This window comes from Caldovatus sediminis, from assembly GCF_014644455.1.
Taxonomy (GTDB): domain Bacteria; phylum Pseudomonadota; class Alphaproteobacteria; order Acetobacterales; family Acetobacteraceae; genus Caldovatus; species Caldovatus sediminis.
Genome location: NZ_BMKS01000001.1, coordinates 600472 through 618334, shown reverse-complemented (window position 1 = coordinate 618334; position 17863 = coordinate 600472). Strand labels below are relative to the sequence as shown.

General features: G+C 76.9%; 16 protein-coding genes. 4 read left to right on the top strand and 12 right to left on the bottom strand.

Translation table 11 applies throughout. The features are described 5' to 3' along the window. Positions 1 to 244 precede the first annotated feature (244 nt). Positions 245 to 1093 (top strand): SDR family NAD(P)-dependent oxidoreductase, encoded by an 849-nt coding sequence (locus IEX99_RS02850; protein WP_188898195.1) that lies wholly within the window; start codon positions 245 to 247, stop codon positions 1091 to 1093. A 161-nt stretch (positions 1094 to 1254) separates the two neighbouring features. Here the strand turns inward: IEX99_RS02850 and IEX99_RS02845 are convergent, their stop codons facing one another. From IEX99_RS02845 to IEX99_RS02810, 8 genes are all read right to left on the bottom strand, one after another. Continuing rightward, complete coding sequence (locus IEX99_RS02845) at positions 1255 to 2004, bottom strand: FkbM family methyltransferase (RefSeq protein WP_188898193.1); 750 nt, start codon at positions 2002 to 2004, stop codon at positions 1255 to 1257. Then, positions 2001 to 2906 (bottom strand): VOC family protein, encoded by a 906-nt coding sequence (locus IEX99_RS02840; RefSeq protein ID WP_188898191.1) that lies wholly within the window; start codon positions 2904 to 2906, stop codon positions 2001 to 2003. Before IEX99_RS02840 ends, IEX99_RS02845 begins: the two co-directional genes overlap by 4 nt. Then, a complete protein-coding gene (locus tag IEX99_RS02835) occupies positions 2903 to 3571 on the bottom strand; it encodes a glutathione S-transferase (RefSeq protein WP_188898189.1) in 669 nt (222 codons plus the stop codon). Before IEX99_RS02835 ends, IEX99_RS02840 begins: the two co-directional genes overlap by 4 nt. Before the next feature lie 16 nt (positions 3572 to 3587). Then, entirely contained in the window at positions 3588 to 4085 is a 498-nt protein-coding gene (locus IEX99_RS02830) for a WYL domain-containing protein (RefSeq protein WP_188898188.1), read from the bottom strand. A gap of 185 nt (positions 4086 to 4270) precedes the next feature. Continuing rightward, the gene (locus IEX99_RS02825; RefSeq protein WP_188898186.1) at positions 4271 to 4774 is read right to left on the bottom strand and encodes an RNA pyrophosphohydrolase; all 504 of its coding nucleotides are present in this window, start codon (positions 4772 to 4774) and stop codon (positions 4271 to 4273) included. Positions 4775 to 4788: 14 nt separating this feature from the next. Continuing rightward, complete coding sequence (locus tag IEX99_RS02820; RefSeq protein ID WP_188898185.1) at positions 4789 to 5667, bottom strand: divergent polysaccharide deacetylase family protein; 879 nt, start codon at positions 5665 to 5667, stop codon at positions 4789 to 4791. A 790-nt stretch (positions 5668 to 6457) separates the two neighbouring features. Further along, the gene (locus IEX99_RS02815; RefSeq protein ID WP_188898183.1) at positions 6458 to 7852 is read right to left on the bottom strand and encodes a S41 family peptidase; all 1395 of its coding nucleotides are present in this window, start codon (positions 7850 to 7852) and stop codon (positions 6458 to 6460) included. Between the two features lie 198 nt (positions 7853 to 8050). Next, complete coding sequence (locus IEX99_RS02810; RefSeq protein ID WP_188898181.1) at positions 8051 to 9322, bottom strand: murein hydrolase activator EnvC family protein; 1272 nt, start codon at positions 9320 to 9322, stop codon at positions 8051 to 8053. A 343-nt stretch (positions 9323 to 9665) separates the two neighbouring features. Between IEX99_RS02810 and IEX99_RS02805 the strand changes: the two genes are divergently transcribed. Next, positions 9666 to 10130 (top strand): hypothetical protein, encoded by a 465-nt coding sequence (locus IEX99_RS02805; protein WP_188898179.1) that lies wholly within the window; start codon positions 9666 to 9668, stop codon positions 10128 to 10130. A 133-nt stretch (positions 10131 to 10263) separates the two neighbouring features. On the opposite strand, the gene gpmI is transcribed toward IEX99_RS02805, so the two are convergent. The 3 genes from gpmI to IEX99_RS02790 form a co-directional block, all read right to left on the bottom strand. Beyond that, positions 10264 to 11826, bottom strand: coding sequence for a 2,3-bisphosphoglycerate-independent phosphoglycerate mutase (gene gpmI / locus IEX99_RS02800; protein WP_188898177.1), 1563 nt, complete (start codon positions 11824 to 11826; stop codon positions 10264 to 10266). 181 nt (positions 11827 to 12007) lie between these two features. Beyond that, positions 12008 to 12901, bottom strand: a complete 894-nt coding sequence (locus IEX99_RS02795; RefSeq protein ID WP_188898175.1) for an ion transporter — start codon at positions 12899 to 12901, stop codon at positions 12008 to 12010. A gap of 157 nt (positions 12902 to 13058) precedes the next feature. Beyond that, positions 13059 to 13556 carry a 23S rRNA (pseudouridine(1915)-N(3))-methyltransferase RlmH gene (locus tag IEX99_RS02790; RefSeq protein ID WP_188898173.1) on the bottom strand — a complete coding sequence of 166 codons (498 nt, stop codon included), beginning with the start codon at positions 13554 to 13556 and terminating at the stop codon, positions 13059 to 13061. Between the two features lie 410 nt (positions 13557 to 13966). On the opposite strand from IEX99_RS02790, the gene IEX99_RS02785 reads away from it, so the two are divergent. Continuing rightward, positions 13967 to 15346 (top strand): MFS transporter, encoded by a 1380-nt coding sequence (locus IEX99_RS02785; protein WP_188898171.1) that lies wholly within the window; start codon positions 13967 to 13969, stop codon positions 15344 to 15346. A gap of 366 nt (positions 15347 to 15712) precedes the next feature. Next, positions 15713 to 15865, top strand: a complete 153-nt coding sequence (locus IEX99_RS02780; protein ID WP_188898169.1) for a hypothetical protein — start codon at positions 15713 to 15715, stop codon at positions 15863 to 15865. Between the two features lie 236 nt (positions 15866 to 16101). Here IEX99_RS02780 and IEX99_RS02775 read toward each other — a convergent pair whose 3' ends face one another. Continuing rightward, positions 16102 to 17739 (bottom strand): GMC family oxidoreductase, encoded by a 1638-nt coding sequence (locus IEX99_RS02775; RefSeq protein ID WP_188898167.1) that lies wholly within the window; start codon positions 17737 to 17739, stop codon positions 16102 to 16104. Between the last annotated feature and the right edge of the window lie 124 nt (positions 17740 to 17863).

Genomic DNA, 17863 nt, shown 5'->3' with positions numbered 1-17863 from the left:
CCCCTTCCACACCTCCGCCGAGAGGGCGCGCGCCATGCCCGCCTGGCTCTGCCGCCGCAACAGCCTCAGGCCGCACTCCGCGCTCGCCGCAACGCCGCCCATCAGCCGACTGACCAGCGACAACCTCCTTGGCAGCGACAGCTAGGCGGCGACCGCGGACGGCCGGGGGCGGGGCGGGTGGACGCGCCCGCGCGCCGGGCGCAGTCTTCGCGCGCCATCGCCCATCGCCGCAGGAGGAGGCCCCATGTCCGAGCCGCAGCCCTACCAGCACCCGCAGGACGCCACGCGCCTGACCGGCAAGGTCGCCATCGTCACCGGCGCCGGCTCGCGCGGCGAGGGCATCGGCAACGGCCGCGCCATCTCCATCCTTCTCGCCCGCCGCGGCGCCAGGGTGCTGCTGACCGACATCCAGCCGGAGTGGATGGAGGCGACCGCGCGCATGATCGCCGCCGAGGGCGGCGAGTACGCGACGCGGATCTGCGACGTCGCCGACGAGGAGCAGTGCCGCGCCGCGGTGGAGGCCGCGGTCGCGCGCTGGGGCCGGCTTGACATCCTGGTCAACAACGTCGGCATCTCCGGCCCGCCGGGCGATGCGACGCAGGTGGACCCGGCGGCGTGGGACCACGCCATGCGCGTCAACGTCGCCTCGGTCATGCTGATGTCGAAGTACGCGATCCCGGAGATGCGCAAGGCGGGCGGCGGGGCGATCGTCAACCTCGCCTCGATCGCCGGCCTGCAGGGCGGGCATCCCGGGCTGCTCTACCCGACGACCAAGGGCGCGATCGTGCAGATGACGCGCGCCATGGCCTCGCACCACGGGCCGGAGGGCATCCGCGTCAACGCGGTGGCGCCGGGCTACGTGTACACGCCGATGGTCGCCGCGCGCGGCATGTCGGAGGAGCTGCGGCGCTTCCGGCGCGAGATGGGGCTGCTCAAGACCGAGGGCACGGCCTGGGACGTGGCGGAGGCGGTCGCCTTCCTCGCCTCGCCGGCGGCGCGCTGGATCACCGGGCACACCCTGCCGGTGGATTCGGGCCGCTCCTCCGGCACGACCAACCGCGGCTCGCCGGTGCCGGACGGGGCGCCGCGCTAGAGCCGTTTTCGCTCGCCTGTGCCCGCGACAACGGCTCTCGCTCGTTGTCTGTCGAGCCGATTCGCGCTCCCGGCCGTTCCCGGCCGTCCGCGATCGGCTCTAGGACCGCTCCCGCCCGGCCGCGCCCGCGGCTGCGGCTCCGGGGGGCGGCGCGTTCCGCCTCACCCCCTGCGCAGCCGCCACGGATCGAGGCTGGCGTACACGTCGCCGCTGTTCGCGGCGTGCGGCAGGGCGGCGATCCAGGAGGCCATCGCCGCCGCGTCCACCGGCGCGGCATGGGCGAACTCCATCCCCTCGCCGAGGCAGGCGTTGAAGGCGCGGTAGCCGAGCGCGGCCAGCCGCCCGAGGCAGTCCCGCGCCACGCCGCGCTGGATGGTGGTGAACTCGAAGGAGAGCGCGCGCAGCGGGCGCGACAGGCCGGAGAGCACCGCCGCCTCCTGGCCCTCGACGTCGATCTTGGCGAAGGCCGGCGCGCCATGCGCCGCGATCAGCGCGTCGAGCGTGGTGACGGGCCGCGCGACGGCGGCGTCCCACGCCTGGCCCTCCCAGCCGGGCGCGCCGGAGGCGGCGGCGATGAAGGCCTCGGAGGCGGTGGCGACCGTCGGGTTGGCGGTGTTGAGGCGCAGGACGGCCTCGCCTTCCGCCGCGCCGAGCAGCGCGGGCACGAGCGTCACGCCGGGATCGCGCCCGAACAGCAGGCGCAGCAGGCGCGCGAGGCGCGGCTGCGGCTCCACCGCGACGACGCGGGCGCCGAGGCGGCGGAAGCTCGCCGTGCGGTCGCCGACATGTGCGCCGACGTCGAAGGCGAGGTCGCCGGCGCCGAGGAAGCGCGCATGGAAGGCGTCGAGCCGCGCCGCGCGGCCGGGCGCGTAGTAGAGGCGCAGGCTGCGGCCGATCGCGGCGGCGCTCATCCCGGCGCGAAGACCACTGCCGCCCCGCCGGCGAGCGCCGGCGGCACCAGCAGCCCGCCGCCCGGTGCCGCCTCCGGCGCCTCGCGCGCCGGCAGGCCGGCGAGCAGGCGCCGCGCCGCCCGGTTGCCGTCCGCGGTGCGCAGCACCATCCCCGCCATCCCCGGCAGGGCCGGCGGCGGCACGCCCGGCAGCACGCGCGCGAGGCCCTCCGGCGCAAGGATGCGCACCCGGGTCTCCATCGCCGGCGCGCGCGGCCCGGCCGCGCCGGCCGCGCCCGGCAGCACCAGCACGAAGCCGCCGGCGGGATCGGGCTCCACCGGCAGGCCGGCGAGGCGCGAGAGCCGCGCCGCGCTCTCCGCCGGCGCGTCGGAGACGAGGATCGCCGCCTCCAGCGCCACCGCGCCGTTGGCGTGGTCCATCCAGCGGTCCTGCCAGACCAGCTCCGGCGTCAGGTGGCGGATGAGCTGGATGCGGCCCTCCGGCGCGTCGGGGAAGGGCAGGCGGGCGAAGCGCGCGATCGGGCCGCCTTGCTCCACCGGGCGCTCCAGGTAGGCCACACCCGGGACCGGCACGCCGGCGCGCCGCAGGCGCTGCAGGTTCGCCTGCTCGTCCGCCATCGCCAGCGCCAGGATGTGCATCCCGGCGTAGCGGGCGATCCAGGCGCCGAGGCCGTTGTCGTGGAGCGCGGGGTCGAGGATCGCGATCAGCTCGACATAGCCGTGGCGGAGGAAGGCGCAGCGGTTGCCGCTGCCGAACCGCTCCACCGGCAGGTCGGGCCGCCGCCGCCCGCTCTGCTGCGCGACCGGCGTCAGGGTGAAGCCGAGCCGCTCGTAGGCGGCGGCGAGCGGCGCGAGGTCGCGCGCGGCGACGCCGACATGGTCGAGGGCGATGGCGGTGCTCATTGCGGCGCCGCGCCCGGCGGGTTCTCGTACTTGTCGAGCAGCCAGTCCGCGGGCTCCGCCAGCGCGGCCGCGTACCAGGCCTCGACCAGCGGATGGGCGCGCACGGCCTCGACATAGGCGCGGGTGGCGGGGGCGATCTCCGGCCGCCAGGTGAGGAAGCGCGTGACGACCGGGGCGAACATCGCGTCGGCGAGGCCGAATTCGCGCCCGAACAGGAAGGGGCCGCCGGAGGCGGCGAGGGCCTCGCGCCAGATCGCCTCGATGCGCGCGATGTCGGCGAGCGCCTCGGGCGTGCGGCCGCCGCCCGGGAATTCGCGGCCGAGATTCATCGGCATCGCCTGGCGCAGCGCGCGGAAGCCCGCGTGCATCTCGGCGGCGATGCTGCGGGCGTGGGCGCGCGCGGCGGGGTCGGCGGGCCAGAGGCCGGGCTTGTGCTCGGCGCAGTACTCCGCGATGGCGATGCTCTCCCACACGCGCGCGCCGCGGTGCTCGAGGTAGGGGACGAGGCCGCCGGGCGTGGCGGCCCTGATCGCGGGCGTGCCGTCGGCGCCGAGCGGCAGCACCACCTCCTCGACGTCGAGGCCGGCGAGGCGCACGCAGAGCCAGCCGCGCAGGCTCCAGGACGAGTAGCGGCGGGTGCCGAGGAAGAGACGGCCTTCGGGCATGGAGACGCGCCCTCCTTCACGGCGCGGCGGCGCGCAGCCTGCCACGCGCGGGGCGCGGGGCGAAGCCCGGCGGCGCCGGGGCTCGGAGCGCGGAGATCGGCCGCCTGATGCCGGGCGTCCAGGCCTCGCCGGCGCGCGGGGTGCGGGGGCGCGGGGTGAAGGTCGCGCGCAGCTCCTCGGCGGCGGCGATGCGGGCGACGTCGAACATGCGCCAGCCCTCGTGCTCGCCGGAGCGGCCGAGGCCGGCGGTCTGCCAGGCGAGCAGGACGGTCTTGCCGCGCGAGGTCCGCCCGACCGCGGGCGGATGCACCACGCGCCAGGACCCGCCGTAGAGCAGGTGCAGCGCGCGGCGGGCGCGGATCGCCGCCGTCAGCCAGGCGACGCGCTCGGCGAGGCGGGGGTCGTCGCAGGTGCGGCCGTGATCGTCCTCCGGGCGCAGCGGCTCGGATGCGGCGAAGGAATCTTCGTCTGGATTCCCGAGGCCAGGCCGAGACCGGGCAATGCCGGCGGGCAAGCGGCGAAGGTCGGGAGCCACAAGCGGAATCGGCGGTCCTGAACGCTCCGGCCTCGCTTGCCAGGATGAAAGCCCGGGAGCCGCACCCGCCCTCGCCGGTCGCCGCATCCGCTGCCCCTTGGGGCAGATCGCGGCGCGAATCCGCCCGGCGCCGTCGCGGCCGGCGCGGGCCGCGCGAAGGCGGCTCAGCCCGCCTGCGCGCCGCGCCTGGCGAAGCGCGCGAAGGCCCGCACCAGCTCCTCGTAGATCGGGCGCTTGAAGTTCACCGCGAGGCCGGGCAGCTCCTCGATCGGCACCCAGCGCCAGGCGTCGAACTCCGGATGCGGGTCGGCGTCGAGCCGGATGTCCGAATCCTCGCCGAGGAAGCGCAGCGCGAACCAGCGCTGCCGCTGGCCGCGGTACCGCCCGCCCAGCGCCTTGCCGACCAGCTCGGGCGGCAGGTCGTAGGTCAGCCAGGTGTCGTGCTCGGCGAGGATCTCCGCCTTGTCGGTGCCGATCTCCTCGGCGAGCTCGCGCAGCACCGCGACGCGCGGGTCCTCGCCGGGATCCATGCCGCCCTGCGGCAGCTGCCAGCCGCCGGCGGCCCCCTCGGCATTCGGCAGGTCGGCGCGGCGCGCGACGAGGACGAGGCCGTCGCGGTTGAACAGCACGGCACCGACGTTGTCGCGATAGGGCAGGTCGCGCGTCATCGCCGCACCGATCCTCAGCGGCGCGCCGCGGCCGGCGCGACCCCGCCGCCGGGTGGCGCCTCCCCCTCGCAGCGGGCACTCGCCGGGCGGCGGATCACCGCGGTCACCGGCGCCAGCGCCACGCCGCGCGCATCGAGCCCCGCCGCCCAGGCGGCCAGCCGTTCGACCAGCACGGGCGCGGGGTCGCCCGCCAGGCCGAGAGCGCTGCCCCGCTCGCGCGCCAGGCGCTCCAGCTCCCCAAGGCGGCGCTCGATCTCGCCGCGCGTCGCCGGCTCGTCCAGGATCACGTCCACCGTGCGTCCCCAGGCGCGCGACGGGTGCGGCGCGCCGGGGCGGGCGTCCACATAGAGCAGACCGCGCGCGCACAGCACGTCCTGCACCGGGCCGAGGAGTTCGGCGAGCTGCGCGAAGCGCTCCCCGCGCAGCGGGCCGAGCCCGCCCAGCACCCCGACATAGCCGGCGCCGCGCGCCAGCACCCAGTCCAGCCGATGCAGGTTCTCCGCCAGCGAGGCGCCGGTGAGCAGCGCCCGGTCGCCCGGGTCGGTCAGGGGATAGCCGGAGGATTCCATCGGCACGGCGATCAGCGTCTCCATCCCGCGCTCCCGCGCCCGCTCCGCCGCCTGCCCGAGCCGCTGGGCGTAGGGGTTCAGCGCCAGGGTGACGGCCGGCGGAAGGCGCCGGATCGCCTCCTCGGTGTTGCTCGCCGAGAGGCCGATCCCGGCGACGACGACGGCCACCCGCGGGCGGGTGTCGGCGCGGTCGAACGCCGCGTGGGCGTAGGCGCGGAACGAGGTCCGCCCGTCCGGCCCGATGCGTGGCAGCCGGGTGCCGCCGGCGCGTTCCTCGAGCAGCGCCGGGTCGGGCGGCGGGATGGGGCGCGGCGCACCCTGCATCGGCCGAGCCGCCGGGGCGGAGACCGCCGCGACGCTGGCAAGCGGCGGCGGCTCCGGCGCCGGTGGCGGCCAGGTGCCTGCGCCCGCCCGATCGCCGGGCGGCGACACGGTTCCGGCGTCCGGCGCCGTGCGGGGACGCTCCCCGGCCGCCTCGCGGGTCGCCGGGAGCGGGGCACCGGCCCCGTCGCGCCCGGCGGCATCCTGCGGCGCCTCCGCGAACGGCGCCGGGCCGCCTACCGGCGAGAACGCCCGCGCGCCACCGGCTCCAGCCCCGGGGGCCGCGCCGGCGATCTCGCCGACCGCCGCCGACCCGACGACGGGCGGCGGTCCGAGCCAGGCGAGACCGCCCGTCACGCCGAGCACGAGCAGCGCGACGACGCCCCAGAACACGCCGAGGGCGCGCCACCCCGGACCGGTCCGGCGCCGCGCGGCGCTCACCGCGAGGCCCCCGCGACCATGCTCGGACCGCGGTCGCCGTCATGCGACGGCACCGTCGGGCGCGCGCGGGGCGGCGGCAGCGGCGTCCGGCACCGCCGCAGCCCCCCGTCATGGGACCGCGAAGTCAAGGGCACGCACTCTGCTCCCACTTCGCCCGGTCGGGAACGGGCCGGCCGGGTCGCGGGTCCGCCGGGGCGGCGGCCCGCGCAGCCGAGGCACGGCGGCGGCGCGGCCGCGCGCCATGGCACCGCTGGAGCCGGTTTCGCTCGGCTGTGCCCGCTGCACGGCTCTAGCTCGTTGCCTGCCGAGCCGATCCACGCGCCCGGCTGATTCCGGCCGTCCGCGATCCGCTCTATCGCGCGGCGCGGCGCTGCATCGGCTGGCCCGGCGCGGACTGCACGGCGGCGAGGCCGCGGAGCAGCTGCAGCGCCTGCTGCAGCTGGTGGTCCGTCTCCGGCTTGGCGGCGTCGAAGGCCGGCGCGCCCTCGGGGGGCAGGCGCGCTACCCGCTCGGCGAGGCCCGCCGGGAGGTTCAGCGGCGGCAGCGCTGGCGCGGCCTGCGGCTGCTGCGCGCGGCCCTCGTTGCGCAGCGCGCGGCGCAGGTCGGCCTCGCGCTCGCGCGGGATGCCGGCCTCGGCCTGCTCGCGGCTCGCGTGCACCTCGATGTCGGGCTCGATGCCGGTGGCCTGGATGGACCGTCCGGAGGGCGTGTAGTAGCGCGCCGTGGTCAGGCGGATCGCGCCGTTGCCGGGGATCGGCATCACCGTCTGCACGCTGCCCTTGCCGAAGGACTTGACGCCGAGGACGATGGCCCGGCGGTGGTCCTGCAGCGCCCCGGCCACGATCTCGGAGGCGCTGGCGCTGCCGGCGTTGATCAGCACGACCATCGGCAGGCCCTGGGCGATGTCGCCGGGCTTGGCGTTCCAGCGCTGCGCCTCCTCGGCGCGGCGGGCGCGGGTGGAGACGATCTCGCCCTGCTCGAGGAAGTCGTCGGCCACCTGGACCGCCTGGTCGAGCAGCCCGCCCGGGTTGTTGCGCAGGTCGAGGACGAGGCCGCGGAGGTTGCTGCCGGCCTGCTGGCGCAGCCGCGTCATCGCCTCGCGCAGCCGCGCGCCGGTCTGCTCGTTGAAGCTGGACAGCCGGATGTAGGCGATGTCGTTCCCCTCGAGCCGGTACCGCACCACCTGCGGGCGGATGACGTCGCGGGTGATGGTCAGCTCGATCGGCCGCTCGGCGCCCTCGCGGCGGATCGTGATGCGGATCGAGGTGCCGCGCTCGCCGCGCATCTGCTCGACCGCCTCCTGCAGGGTCATGCCCTGCACGGTGCTGCCGTTGAGGTGGGTGATCAGGTCGCCGGCGCGAACCCCGGCGCGGGCTGCCGGCGTGTCGTCGATCGGCGAGATGACCTTGATGTAGCCGCCCTCCTGCGTGACCTCGATGCCGAGGCCGCCGAACTCGCCGCGCGTCTGCACCTGCATGTCGCGGTAGGTGCGCGCGTTGAGGTAGCTCGAATGGGGATCGAGCCCGGTCAGCATCCCGTTGATCGCGTTCTCGATCACCTCGCGATCGTTGACCGGCTCGACGTACTCGGCGCGGACACGCTCGAAGACGTCGCCGAACAGGTTGAGGAGCCGGTAGGTCTCGGCCCGCCCGCCGCTCTCCTGCGCCCAGGCCGCCACCAGCGGCCCCACCACCACGCCTGCGGCAAACGCAGCCGTCACCGCGGCAGCCGCTCGAGCCTTCTTCATACGCGCATGCACTCCCTGGTGCCTCGATGCGTGACCCGCCTCCCGCGCCGACGAGCCCTGTCCTCTCCTAGATAGCACTATGCCACATCTTTCGCCCGGCCGCGCAGTCGCGATACGCAGCCGGGCGGATCGCTCCCGGCCCATCTCGCCCGGCCAGGAGGACGGTTTCCGCCTTCCCGTCCCGGGCCGCCGGTCGGGTCAGTCCCGTCCGCCGGCGGCGAGCCAGGGCAACGGGTCTACGGGCTCGCCGCGGCGGCGCAGTTCCAGGTACAGGGTCCCGTCCTCGCCGCGGCCGCCGCCGAGCACGCCGACCGGCTCGCCGGCCCGCAGCCGGGCGCCGACCGCGGCGTCCAGCCGGGCAAGCCCCGCCAGCACCAGATGGGTGCCCGGACCACACTCCACAATCAGCACGCGACCATAGGAGCGGAAGGGGCCGCCGAACACCACGCGCCCGGCGCACGGGCTCACCACCCGCGCGCCGCCCGGGGCGGCCAGGGTGAGGCCGCGGGCCGGCCCGGCCTCGCCGGGCTCGCCGAAACGGCGCAGCAGGCGTCCGGCGACCACCGAGGCGGCGCCCTGCCGCGCCGCAAGGGCGGCGGCGCGCGAGGGCGGCGTCCGCGCGGCGGTCCGCGCACCCGCGCGCGCCTGCTCCTGTTCGAGCCGGGCGAGCATCTCCGCGAGGTCGGCCGCGCGCGCCGCGCTCGCCTGCGCCCGCTGCAGGGCACGGGCCTCGGCGTCGAGGGCCTCGGCGCGCCGCGCCTGCGCCGCCGCGAGCTCGGCGTCGAGGGCGCGGGCGGCCGCCGCCGCCGCGTCGCGCAGCCCGGCGAGACTCGCCGCCTCGGCCGCGGCGGCCCGGCCCGCCTGCGCCGCAGCCTCCTCCGCCGCCCGCAGCGCCTGCGCCTCGGCACGCAGGCGACGGGCAATGCCGTGCAGCACCACCGCGCCCTGCAGCGCCTCCGCCGGCTCGGCCGCGGGCAGGACGAGCAGCGTCTCGACCGGCCACAGCGCCAGGCGCCGCATCAGGGGGACCAGGGGGGCGAGGGCGGCGACGCGGCGCCGCGCCTCGGTCGCCGCCTCGGCCTGGGCGGCGCGGGCGGCGCGCCAGCGCTGCTCCGCCGCGTCGAGCCGGCGCTCGGCGTCCTGCACCAGCCGGGCGGCGGCGATGCGACGCGCGGCGAGGCGGCGCTCCTCCTCCGCCGCCGCGCGGACGGCGGCGGCGGCGGCTTCGGCCGCCTCGCCGTCCGCCTCCGCGGCGCGGCGGGCGTCGCGCAGCGCGGCCGGCCCCGGTGGCGCCGAGGACGGCTGGGCGACGGCGGAGCCGGGCCAGGACGGCGCGGAGACCAGGACCGGCAGCGCCGCCGCCGCGGCCAGCGCCAGGCCCGCCGAGGCCGCCCCGCCGCCGGCGCGCCGCGCGCCCGGGCGTTCCGCCGCCGCGTTCTGGCCGGCTCGACCCCTGATCGCCGCCCCCATCGGGCGGAGAGTGCGACCGCCGGGCGCCGCCCGCAATGCCGGATTGGCCCTTCCCCGGAACGAATGCCGGTGGCCCGCGGCGGCCAACCGGCCTGCTCGGCTCAAGGCATCGTCAGATGCGGGAGGATGTCGCATCGGCTAGATCGTCCTGCCGATGGAGAATTTCGATCGGCATCGCCGATAGCACGATTTAACCGTTCTGCAATCGGCCCGTCATTCCGCTGATGCCGTTCCTGTATTAGTTACCATTCTGGGTTTTTACCTTAAATCTGGGCCGACGCCCGGCGTGGGCCAGGGGAAATATAGAGGATTTCCATTTCAGCATCGGAGGGAGACGCCCCTTATGCCTCACTCCCGTTCGCCAGACATCGAGGAGCCGCCGCGCCCCCATCGCCCCGCCATCCTTCGCCCCGACGACGCCCGCGAGGCGCATCGCCCCGATCCGGACAGGCCCGTGGCGGTGGCGGAACTCGACAGCTTCGTCGCCGGCCTCGCCGCCTCCGCCGCGCCCCGGGCGGTGGCCGCGCTCCGCGCCGGCGCGGAGCTGCGCCTACGGCGGCGCGGCCACGCCGACTTCCGCCCCGGCGAGGGGGCCATCGCGCCGGAGATCGAGGTCTGGACCGCCGAGGGGCAGCCGCTCGGCCGGCTGCCGCCGGAGGATGCGGCGGCGCTCGATCGCCTCGCCCTTCCGGGACAGCCGGTCAGGGCGCGGGTCTCGGCGGTGGTGCCGGCCTTCCTCCGCCCGCGGGTGCAGCTGCGGATCGCCTTCGCCCACGCGCCGGACGATGCGGCGCCGGCGCCGCGCTGAACCGCCGCGCGCGGCGCCGGCCGGCGCGCTTTAGAGCCGTTTTCGCTCGGCTGTGCTCGCTGCAGCGGCTCCAGCCCGTCGTGTGCCGAGCCGATTCACGCTCCCGGCCGTTCCCAGCCGTCCGCGATCGGCTCTAGCCCGTCCGGGCCGGACCGCCGCGCAGCAGCGACCGCCCCGTCATCGCCGCGGGCTGCGGCAGCCCGAGAAGGGCGAGCAGGGTCGGCGCGACGTCGGCGAGCCGCCCCTCCGGCGCGAGCGCCACCCCCGGCGGACCGCCGAGGAGCAGCACCGGCACCGGATTGGTCGTGTGCGCGGTGTGCGGGCCGCCGGTCTCCGGGTCGCGCATGAGCTCGGCATTGCCGTGGTCGGCGGTGACGAGCAGCGCGCCGCCGGCGGCGCGGATCGCCTCCGCGATGCGGCCGAGCCCGGCGTCCACCGCCTCGCAGGCGGCGATCGCCGCCGGCAGGCTGCCGGTGTGGCCCACCATGTCGGGATTGGCGTAGTTCAGCACGATCAGGTCGTACTTGCCGGAGCCGATCGCCGCGACGACGCGCTCCGTCAGCTCCGGCGCCGACATCTCGGGCTTCAGGTCGTAGGTCGCGACCTTGGGCGAGGGGACGAGGATGCGGTCCTCGCCGGGGAAGGGCTCCTCGCGCCCGCCGTTCAGGAAGTAGGTGACGTGCGGGTACTTCTCGGTCTCCGCGGCGCGGAGCTGGGCGAGGCCGGCGCGCGCGACGATCTCGCCGAGGATGTCGTGCATCGGCTGCGGCGGGAAGAGGGTGGCGAGGAAGGCGTTCAGCTCGGCGGAGTACTCCGTCATGCCGGCGGCGGCGGCGAAGCGGACCGTCCGCGGGCGGGCGAAGCCCGCGAAGCCCGGGTCGAGCAGCGCGGCGAGGATCTGCCGCACCCGGTCGGCGCGGAAGTTGAAGCAGAGCAGCCCGTCGCCGTCGCGCATCCCCCTGTAGTCGCCGATGACGGTGGCGGGGACGAATTCGTCGCTGACGTCGCGCGCGTGCGCGGCCTCGACCGCGGCGACCGGGTCGGCGGCGCGCGCCTCGCCCTCGCCCTCGGCCATGGCGCGGTAGGCCTTCTCCGTGCGGTCCCAGCGCCTGTCGCGGTCCATCGCGTAGTAGCGCCCGATCACGGTGGCGACGCGGACGCCGGGCAGCGGGGCGAGGTCGGCGAGGAGCCTGCGCAGATACGCCGGCGCGGCGCGCGGCGGCGTGTCGCGCCCGTCGGTGAAGGCGTGCAGCGCGACCGGGACGCCGGCCGCGGAGAGCGCGCGGGCCAGCGCCACGGCGTGGTCCTGGTGGCTGTGCACGCCGCCGGGCGAGACCAGGCCCATCAGGTGGCAGGTGCCGCCGGAGGCCTTCAGCTTCGCGATCAGATCGGTCAGCGCCGGCAGCGACCCGATCGAGCCGTCCGCCACCGCCGCGTCGATCCGCGGCAGGTCCTGCATGACCACGCGCCCGGCGCCGAGGTTGAGGTGGCCGACCTCGGAGTTGCCCATCTGCCCCTCCGGCAGCCCGACATCGAGGCCCGAGGTGCGCAGGAGGCCGCGCGGACAGGACTCCCACAGCGCGTCGAAATTCGGCGTGCGGGCGAGGCGCACGGCGTTGTCCGCGCGCTCCTCCCGCCAGCCCCATCCGTCGAGGACGACGAGCATGACCGGACGGGGGCGGCGTGCATCGGGCATCGGACGGGCTCACTCCGGCTCGGATCGGGCGGGACGCGCGCCCTGACTAGGCCGGGCGCCCCGCACCGGCAACACCGCGACCTGCATGCGGCCGGCCGCCCCTCTGGCGAAGCCGGGCAATCCGGGGCCCGCGCCCGGCGTCCGGAGAGCGGTGGCGGGGCCGACCTGGCCGCGACCGGGATCAGCCGCCGCGCGGGGCGGTCGTGCCGGCGATTCCGGCGGCCCGGAGCGCCGCCACCTCCTCGCGCAACGCCCGGATCTCGCGCAGCAGCAGCAGCGCGTCGGCGTGGGCCGCGGACGCCGCCGCGTCCGTCGCCGCCAGGGCCACCCGCGCGTCCGCGCTCTCGCGCTGCTCGCGGAGGGTCTGGATGCTGTCCACGATCACGCCGATGAACAGGTTGAGCACCACGAAGGTGGCGACCAGGATGAAGGGGACGAAGAACATCCAGGCCAGGGGCTGGTGCTCGAGGATCGGCCGCACGTTCGCCTCGGCCCAGGACTCCAGCGTCATCAGCTGGAACAGGGTGAACAGGCTCGATCCCAGCGTGCCGAAGCGCTCGGGCAGGATGGCGCCGAAGAGCTTCGTCGCCATCACGGCGAAGACGTAGAACAGCAGCGCCATCAGCAGCACGATGCTGCCCATGCCGGGCAGGGCGTGCAGCATCGCCTCGACCACCAGCCTCAGCCGCGGCATGACGCTGATGAGGCGCAGCACCCGCAGCACGCGCAGCGCGCGCAGCACCGCGAAGGGCCCCGCAGCCGGCACCCAGGCGATGCCGACCACGAGGAGGTCGAACAGACCCCACGGGTCGCGGAAGAAGCGGCCACGGAAGGCGAAGATCCGCAGTGCGATCTCCAGCGTGAACAGCCAGAGCAGCACGCTGTCCGCTGCCATCAGCCACGCGCCGAGATCGGAGGCCATCAGGCGCTCCGAGGTCTCGAGGCCAAGGGTGACGGCGTTGAGCAGGATCAGCCCGATCACCGCGCGCTGGAACGGCGTCGAGACGACCAGCCGCGCGGCGCGCGCGCGCAGCGATCCCTTTGCGGCGTCCGCGGCCGTCAACACCTCCTGCATGGTTCCCTCTGTCCTGATCCCGGCGGGGGCGGAGGCATGCCAAGGCGCGGGCGGCGCTTCAAGGGCGATGGCGGGACGGCGCCGTCGCCCTCGCCGCCTGCGCCGCCGGGGTGCGCGCGGACCGCCGGCACCGCGCGCCGGGACCCTCCCGCCCCGGTCAGGCGGGCCGCCATCCGCGATGGTAGGGATGCCCGGCCTGGATCGCCTGCGCGCGGTAGAGCTGCTCGGCGAGCAGCGCGCGCACCAGCAGGTGCGGCCAGGTGAAGGGGCCGAGCGACAGCACGTGGTCGGCGCGCGCCAGCACCGCCGGGTCCAGCCCGTCCGCCCCGCCGATCAGGAAGGCGAGCGGCCGGCCGGACTCCGCCCAGCGCGCCGTCAGCGCCGCGAGGCCCTCACTGCCGGGCGCCTCGCCGCTGAGGTCGAGGGCGACGGCGAGCGCGCCCTCCGGCAGCGCCGCGAGCAGCGCCGCGCCCTCGCGCCGCCGCCGCTCGGCCGGGCCCGCTCCCGCGGGGGCCTCGGCGATCTCGACCGGACGCAGCGGCGGCCGCAGCCGCGCGTTGTACCGCGCGAACAGCGCCGCCTCCGGAGCCGCGGCGGCGGCGCGCATCCGGCCGACGGCGATCAGCAGCGGCCCGGTCGCGCGCGGAGCGGGCATCGCCCCTCGTCGGTCGCCAGGCCGTCAGGAGCGGACACGGCGCGCGCCGCCGCCCGCATGCCCCGATCGGCGCGCCCTGCCGCGCCACTCCCCGACGCGGCCAGCATGCCCGCGGCATCCCTCTCCAGCACCCTCCGCGACCCACCACCCGCGCGGGCGGGGCGGCGGACGGGCGGCATCCTCGGGCAGCGCCGGGCGCGCCGCAAGCGCCGGCGGCGGCGCCCCGCGCGCCGATGCTTGAGGCCGGGCGCCCCGCGCGTATCCTGCGGCGCGTGGAACGCTTTCGCGCCGGCCCCGACCGCACCATCGCGCCCCGCGCGCCGGCACGGAGGCGTCGCGCCGCGGCGGTGCCGATCGCCGCGTCGCGCGGCGGCGCCCGCTAGCGCCGACCGCCGCGGACCGCCGGCGACATGCCGCCGCGCGCCTGGTTGCGGCTCGCGCCGCTCGGCCTCGGCAGCCTCATCGTGCCGCTCGACAGCGCGGTGAACATCGCCTTTCCGGCCATCACCGCGCATTTCGGCCTGCCGCTGCCGGCGATCCAGTGGGTGATCGTCTGCTACGTGCTGACCTATGGCAGCCTGATGCTCGGGATCGGACGGCTCGGCGACCTGCTCGGCCACCGCGCCGTGTTCCGCTGGGGCCTCGCGGTCAGCGTCGTCGCCTACCTGCTCTGCGCGCACGCGCCGAGCTACGGGCTGCTGCTCGCCGCGCGCGTGCTGCAGGGCATCGGCGCGGCGCTGGTGCTGAGCTGCGGCCCGGCGCTGGCGACGCTGACCTTCCCGGAGGCGATGCGCAGCCGCGCCCTCGGCGCCTATCTGCTGGTCATCGCGCTCGGCGGGGCGCTCGGGCCCTCGCTCGGCGGCGCGCTCGTGCACGCCTTCGGCTGGGAGGCGGTGTTCTGGTTCCGCGCGCCGATCGCCGCCGCCGCGCTGCTGATGCTCGCCGGCCAGCCCGCGGCGCCGCGGCCGGAGCGGCGCGGGTCCTTCGACCTCGCCGGCGCGGCGCTGCTCGCCCTCGCGGTGGGGACGGCGCTGCTCGCGGTGAACCAGGCGCGGCGCCTCGCCGCGGGGGAGTGGCAGGCGGCGGCCCTGGTGGCCGCCGCGCTCGCGGCGCTCGGGGGATTCCTGCGGCGCAGCCGGCGCGCCGCGAACCCGATCATGGACCTCTCGCTGTTCGGGCGGGGCGACTTCGCCCTGGTGAACGCGGCGAACGCGCTGGTGAACTTCGCCGGCTTCGCGGTGCTGCTGGTGGTGCCGTTCTTCCTCGTCCGCGTCGCCGCCCTGCCGGCGTGGCTCGCCGGCCTCGTGCTCGCGGCCGGGCCGCTCGGCGCGGTGCTCGCCTCGCCGCTCGGCGGCTGGGCGCTGGCGCGGCTCGCGGCGCCGCTCCCGGTCGCCGTCGCCGGGCTGGCGCTGGCCGCCGGCGGCCTGGCGCTGATCGCGCTGTGGGACGCGGCGACCGGCATGCCCCTGCTGGTGCTCTCCCTGTTCGCCCAGGGCGGCGGCATGGGGCTGTTCCAGGTGACCTGCGCCGAGATGATCAGCGCCGCCATGCGGCGCGAGGACCGCGGCGTGGCCGGAAGCCTGGCGATGCTGACGCGGACCCTCGGCGTGGTCTGCGCCGCCTCGCTGCTCAGCCTGCTGTTCGATGCGGTGGAGGCGGCGGCGCTGGCGGTCCCCGGGGCCGAGCCGCAGGCGGCCTTCCTGGCCGCGTTCCGTGCGACCTTCGCCGCCGCCGCCGCGGTTCCGGCCCTGCTGCTGGCGCCGTTCCTGCTGCGCGCGCTGCGCCGCTGAACGCGCGCGGACGCGGCCGGCGCGCATCCCTGCCAGCGCCGATGTGTCCAGAACGACACAGAGTGGCAGAAAAGTGACTCGCCGCTGCTGCGGTCGGGGGCGATCGCTTCCAGATGTCAGGCGTTTACCCCAGCATACGATTAGGGGATCGCTCAGGGGGCGAGCCACATGGAACGGGACGAACGCGTCGGCCCGGGTGCCGCGGTTGCGGGGCCCGAGCCGGGAAAGGGAACTTCGCGCGCCGCGCCGGACCGGCAGGGGCTGGCGGCGCAGGCTGACGCCAGCAGGGCCGCCGCCGGGCCGGCGAAGCCGCGCCGCGGCGCATCGGCGGCCCGCTCCGCCTGGGCCCACCCGCGGACCCGGCCGGTGCCCGGCCTGGCGCCGCCGACCGAAGCGGAGGTCCGCCGCATGGTGGCGGAATTCCAGGCGCGCGGCGGCCAGATCACGGTCTGCCGCCCGGTGCACTTGATGCCGGTGCAGAACGGCGCCGGCCGCGACGCCAAGCGCTGGACCGCCTGACGCCGCGGCGGGCGCCCGGACGCCGGCCGGCGACGGCTCGTCCGGGGCGTCGCCGGCGCAGGCCGGGCGGCGCGATGAAGGCCTGCTCGCGCCCCGGCCTCACCCGGAAGCGAGCGGCGCGGCAGGCCGTCATCGGTCGGTCCTCCCTGCACCGCCCCGCGCCGGCGCAGCCTGAACCGGCCGGCACGATTTCCGTCCCTTCCCGGCGCGACGCCACGCCTCGGCCGGCCCGGCGCTCAGGCGGCGAGGGCGGGGTGCGCCCGCGCCGCGGCGCGGATCAGGTCGGCGGCCTTCTCGCCGATCATGATGCAGGCCGCGTTGGTGTTGCCCGAGACCACGGTCGGCATGATCGAGGCATCGGCCACGCGCAGCCCCGCGATCCCGCGCAGGCGCAGCTCCGTGTCCACCACCGAGGCCGGGTCGGAGCCCATGCGGCAGGTGCCGGAGGGGTGGAAGATCGTCGTCCCCGTGCGCCGGGCGTGGGCGAGCAGCGCCTCCTCGCCCTCCGCCCCCGGGCCGGGCAGGTGCTCGGTCTCGACGAAGGGCGCCATGGCGCGGGTCGCGGCGAGGCGGCGCGTCAGCTTCAGCCCCTCGACGATGCAGCGCCGGTCGGTCTCGGTGGCGAGGTAGTTGGCGCGGATGCGCGCCGGCACCGAGGGGTCGGGCGAGGCGAGCGTGATCGTGCCCCGGCTCTCCGGGCGGAGCTGGCAGACGCTGATCGTGAAGCCGGGGAAGGGATGCAGCGACCGTCCCGGCCCGTCGGCGCTGAAGGGGATGAAGTGGTACTGCACGTCCGGCGTCGCGCTGCCCGGCAGCACGCGCGCGAAGAGGCCCGCCGTGCCGGCGCTGATCGTCAGCATGCCGCGCCGGAACAGCGCGAATTCGAGCGCCATCCCCGCCCGGCCGCGCAGGCTCGCCATGCGGTCGTTGAGCGTGACGCCGCGCCGGCGGCAGCGAAAGACCATGCGCGCCTGGAAGTGGTCCTGCAGGTTGCGCCCGACCTGGGGCAGGTCGTGCACGACGGGGATGCCGAGCGCGGCCAGCTCCTCCGCCGGACCGATGCCGGAGAGCAGCAGGAGCTGCGGCGAGGCGATGGCGCCGCCGCAGAGGATCACCTCGCGCGCCGCCCGCGCCTCGCGCAGCGCGCCGCCCTGGCGGAAGGCGACGCCGACGGCGCGCCTGCCCTCGAACAGGAGGCGCGTCGCCTGCGCCCCGGTCTCGACGCGCAGGTTGGGCCGCCCGCGCGCCGGCCTGAGGTAGGCGGTCGCGGCCGAGCAGCGCCAGCCGTTGCGCGCCGTCACCTGGTAGAAGCCGGCGCCTTCCTGGCTCGGGCCGTTGAAGTCGTCGTTGCGCGGCAGGCCGAGCTCGACCGCGGCCTCGATGAAGGCGCGGGCGAGCGGGCCCCGGTCGCGCAGGTCGCTGACGCCGAGCGGGCCGCCGGCGCCGTGCAGCGCGTCGGCGCCGCGCTCCTGGTCCTCGGCGCGCCGGAAGTAGGGCAGCACGTCCTCGAAGGACCAGCCGGTGCAGCCGAGCTGGCGCCAGTGGTCGTAGTCCTCGGCCTGGCCGCGGATGTAGATCAGCCCGTTGATCGCCGAGGAGCCGCCGAGGACGCGGCCGCGCGGCCAGGGGATGCGGCGGCCCTCCAGCTCCGGCTCCGGCTCGGTCTCGAGGTTCCACGACAGCGTCGGGTGGAACATCGTCCTGCCGTAGCCGAGGGGGATGTGCAGCCAGAGGTTCCGGTCGCGCGCGCCGGCCTCCAGCAGCAGCACGCGGACGGAGGGGTCCTCCGACAGCCGCGCCGCCACGGCGCAGCCCGCCGAGCCGGCGCCGACCACGACGTAGTCGGCGGCCAGCGCGGACGATTCGCCGCTCATCGCCGCCCCGTGCGCCGCCGCGCGGCGCGCGCGTGGAATGCCCGCTGCACCCGATCCCCCCGCAAGGCCATGCGGCGCGAGCCTATCCGCCGCCGCCGCGCGCGACCAGGGGTCTGCGCGCGCT

What these genes read in the sequence shown, in the direction of transcription:
- IEX99_RS02850 (WP_188898195.1), top strand. Translation starts at nt 245, where the DNA reads ATGTCCGAGCCGCAGCCCTACCAGCACCCGCAGGACGCCACGCGCCTG.
- IEX99_RS02845 (WP_188898193.1), bottom strand. Translation starts at nt 2,004, where the DNA reads ATGAGCGCCGCCGCGATCGGCCGCAGCCTGCGCCTCTACTACGCGCCC.
- IEX99_RS02840 (WP_188898191.1), bottom strand. Translation starts at nt 2,906, where the DNA reads ATGAGCACCGCCATCGCCCTCGACCATGTCGGCGTCGCCGCGCGCGAC.
- IEX99_RS02835 (WP_188898189.1), bottom strand. Translation starts at nt 3,571, where the DNA reads ATGCCCGAAGGCCGTCTCTTCCTCGGCACCCGCCGCTACTCGTCCTGG.
- IEX99_RS02825 (WP_188898186.1), bottom strand. Translation starts at nt 4,774, where the DNA reads ATGACGCGCGACCTGCCCTATCGCGACAACGTCGGTGCCGTGCTGTTC.
- IEX99_RS02820 (WP_188898185.1), bottom strand. Translation starts at nt 5,667, where the DNA reads ATGCAGGGTGCGCCGCGCCCCATCCCGCCGCCCGACCCGGCGCTGCTC.
- IEX99_RS02815 (WP_188898183.1), bottom strand. Translation starts at nt 7,852, where the DNA reads ATGAAGAAGGCTCGAGCGGCTGCCGCGGTGACGGCTGCGTTTGCCGCA.
- IEX99_RS02810 (WP_188898181.1), bottom strand. Translation starts at nt 9,322, where the DNA reads ATGGGGGCGGCGATCAGGGGTCGAGCCGGCCAGAACGCGGCGGCGGAA.
- IEX99_RS02805 (WP_188898179.1), top strand. Translation starts at nt 9,666, where the DNA reads ATGCCTCACTCCCGTTCGCCAGACATCGAGGAGCCGCCGCGCCCCCAT.
- gpmI (WP_188898177.1), bottom strand. Translation starts at nt 11,826, where the DNA reads ATGCCCGATGCACGCCGCCCCCGTCCGGTCATGCTCGTCGTCCTCGAC.
- IEX99_RS02795 (WP_188898175.1), bottom strand. Translation starts at nt 12,901, where the DNA reads ATGCAGGAGGTGTTGACGGCCGCGGACGCCGCAAAGGGATCGCTGCGC.
- IEX99_RS02790 (WP_188898173.1), bottom strand. Translation starts at nt 13,556, where the DNA reads ATGCCCGCTCCGCGCGCGACCGGGCCGCTGCTGATCGCCGTCGGCCGG.
- IEX99_RS02785 (WP_188898171.1), top strand. Translation starts at nt 13,967, where the DNA reads ATGCCGCCGCGCGCCTGGTTGCGGCTCGCGCCGCTCGGCCTCGGCAGC.
- IEX99_RS02775 (WP_188898167.1), bottom strand. Translation starts at nt 17,739, where the DNA reads ATGAGCGGCGAATCGTCCGCGCTGGCCGCCGACTACGTCGTGGTCGGC.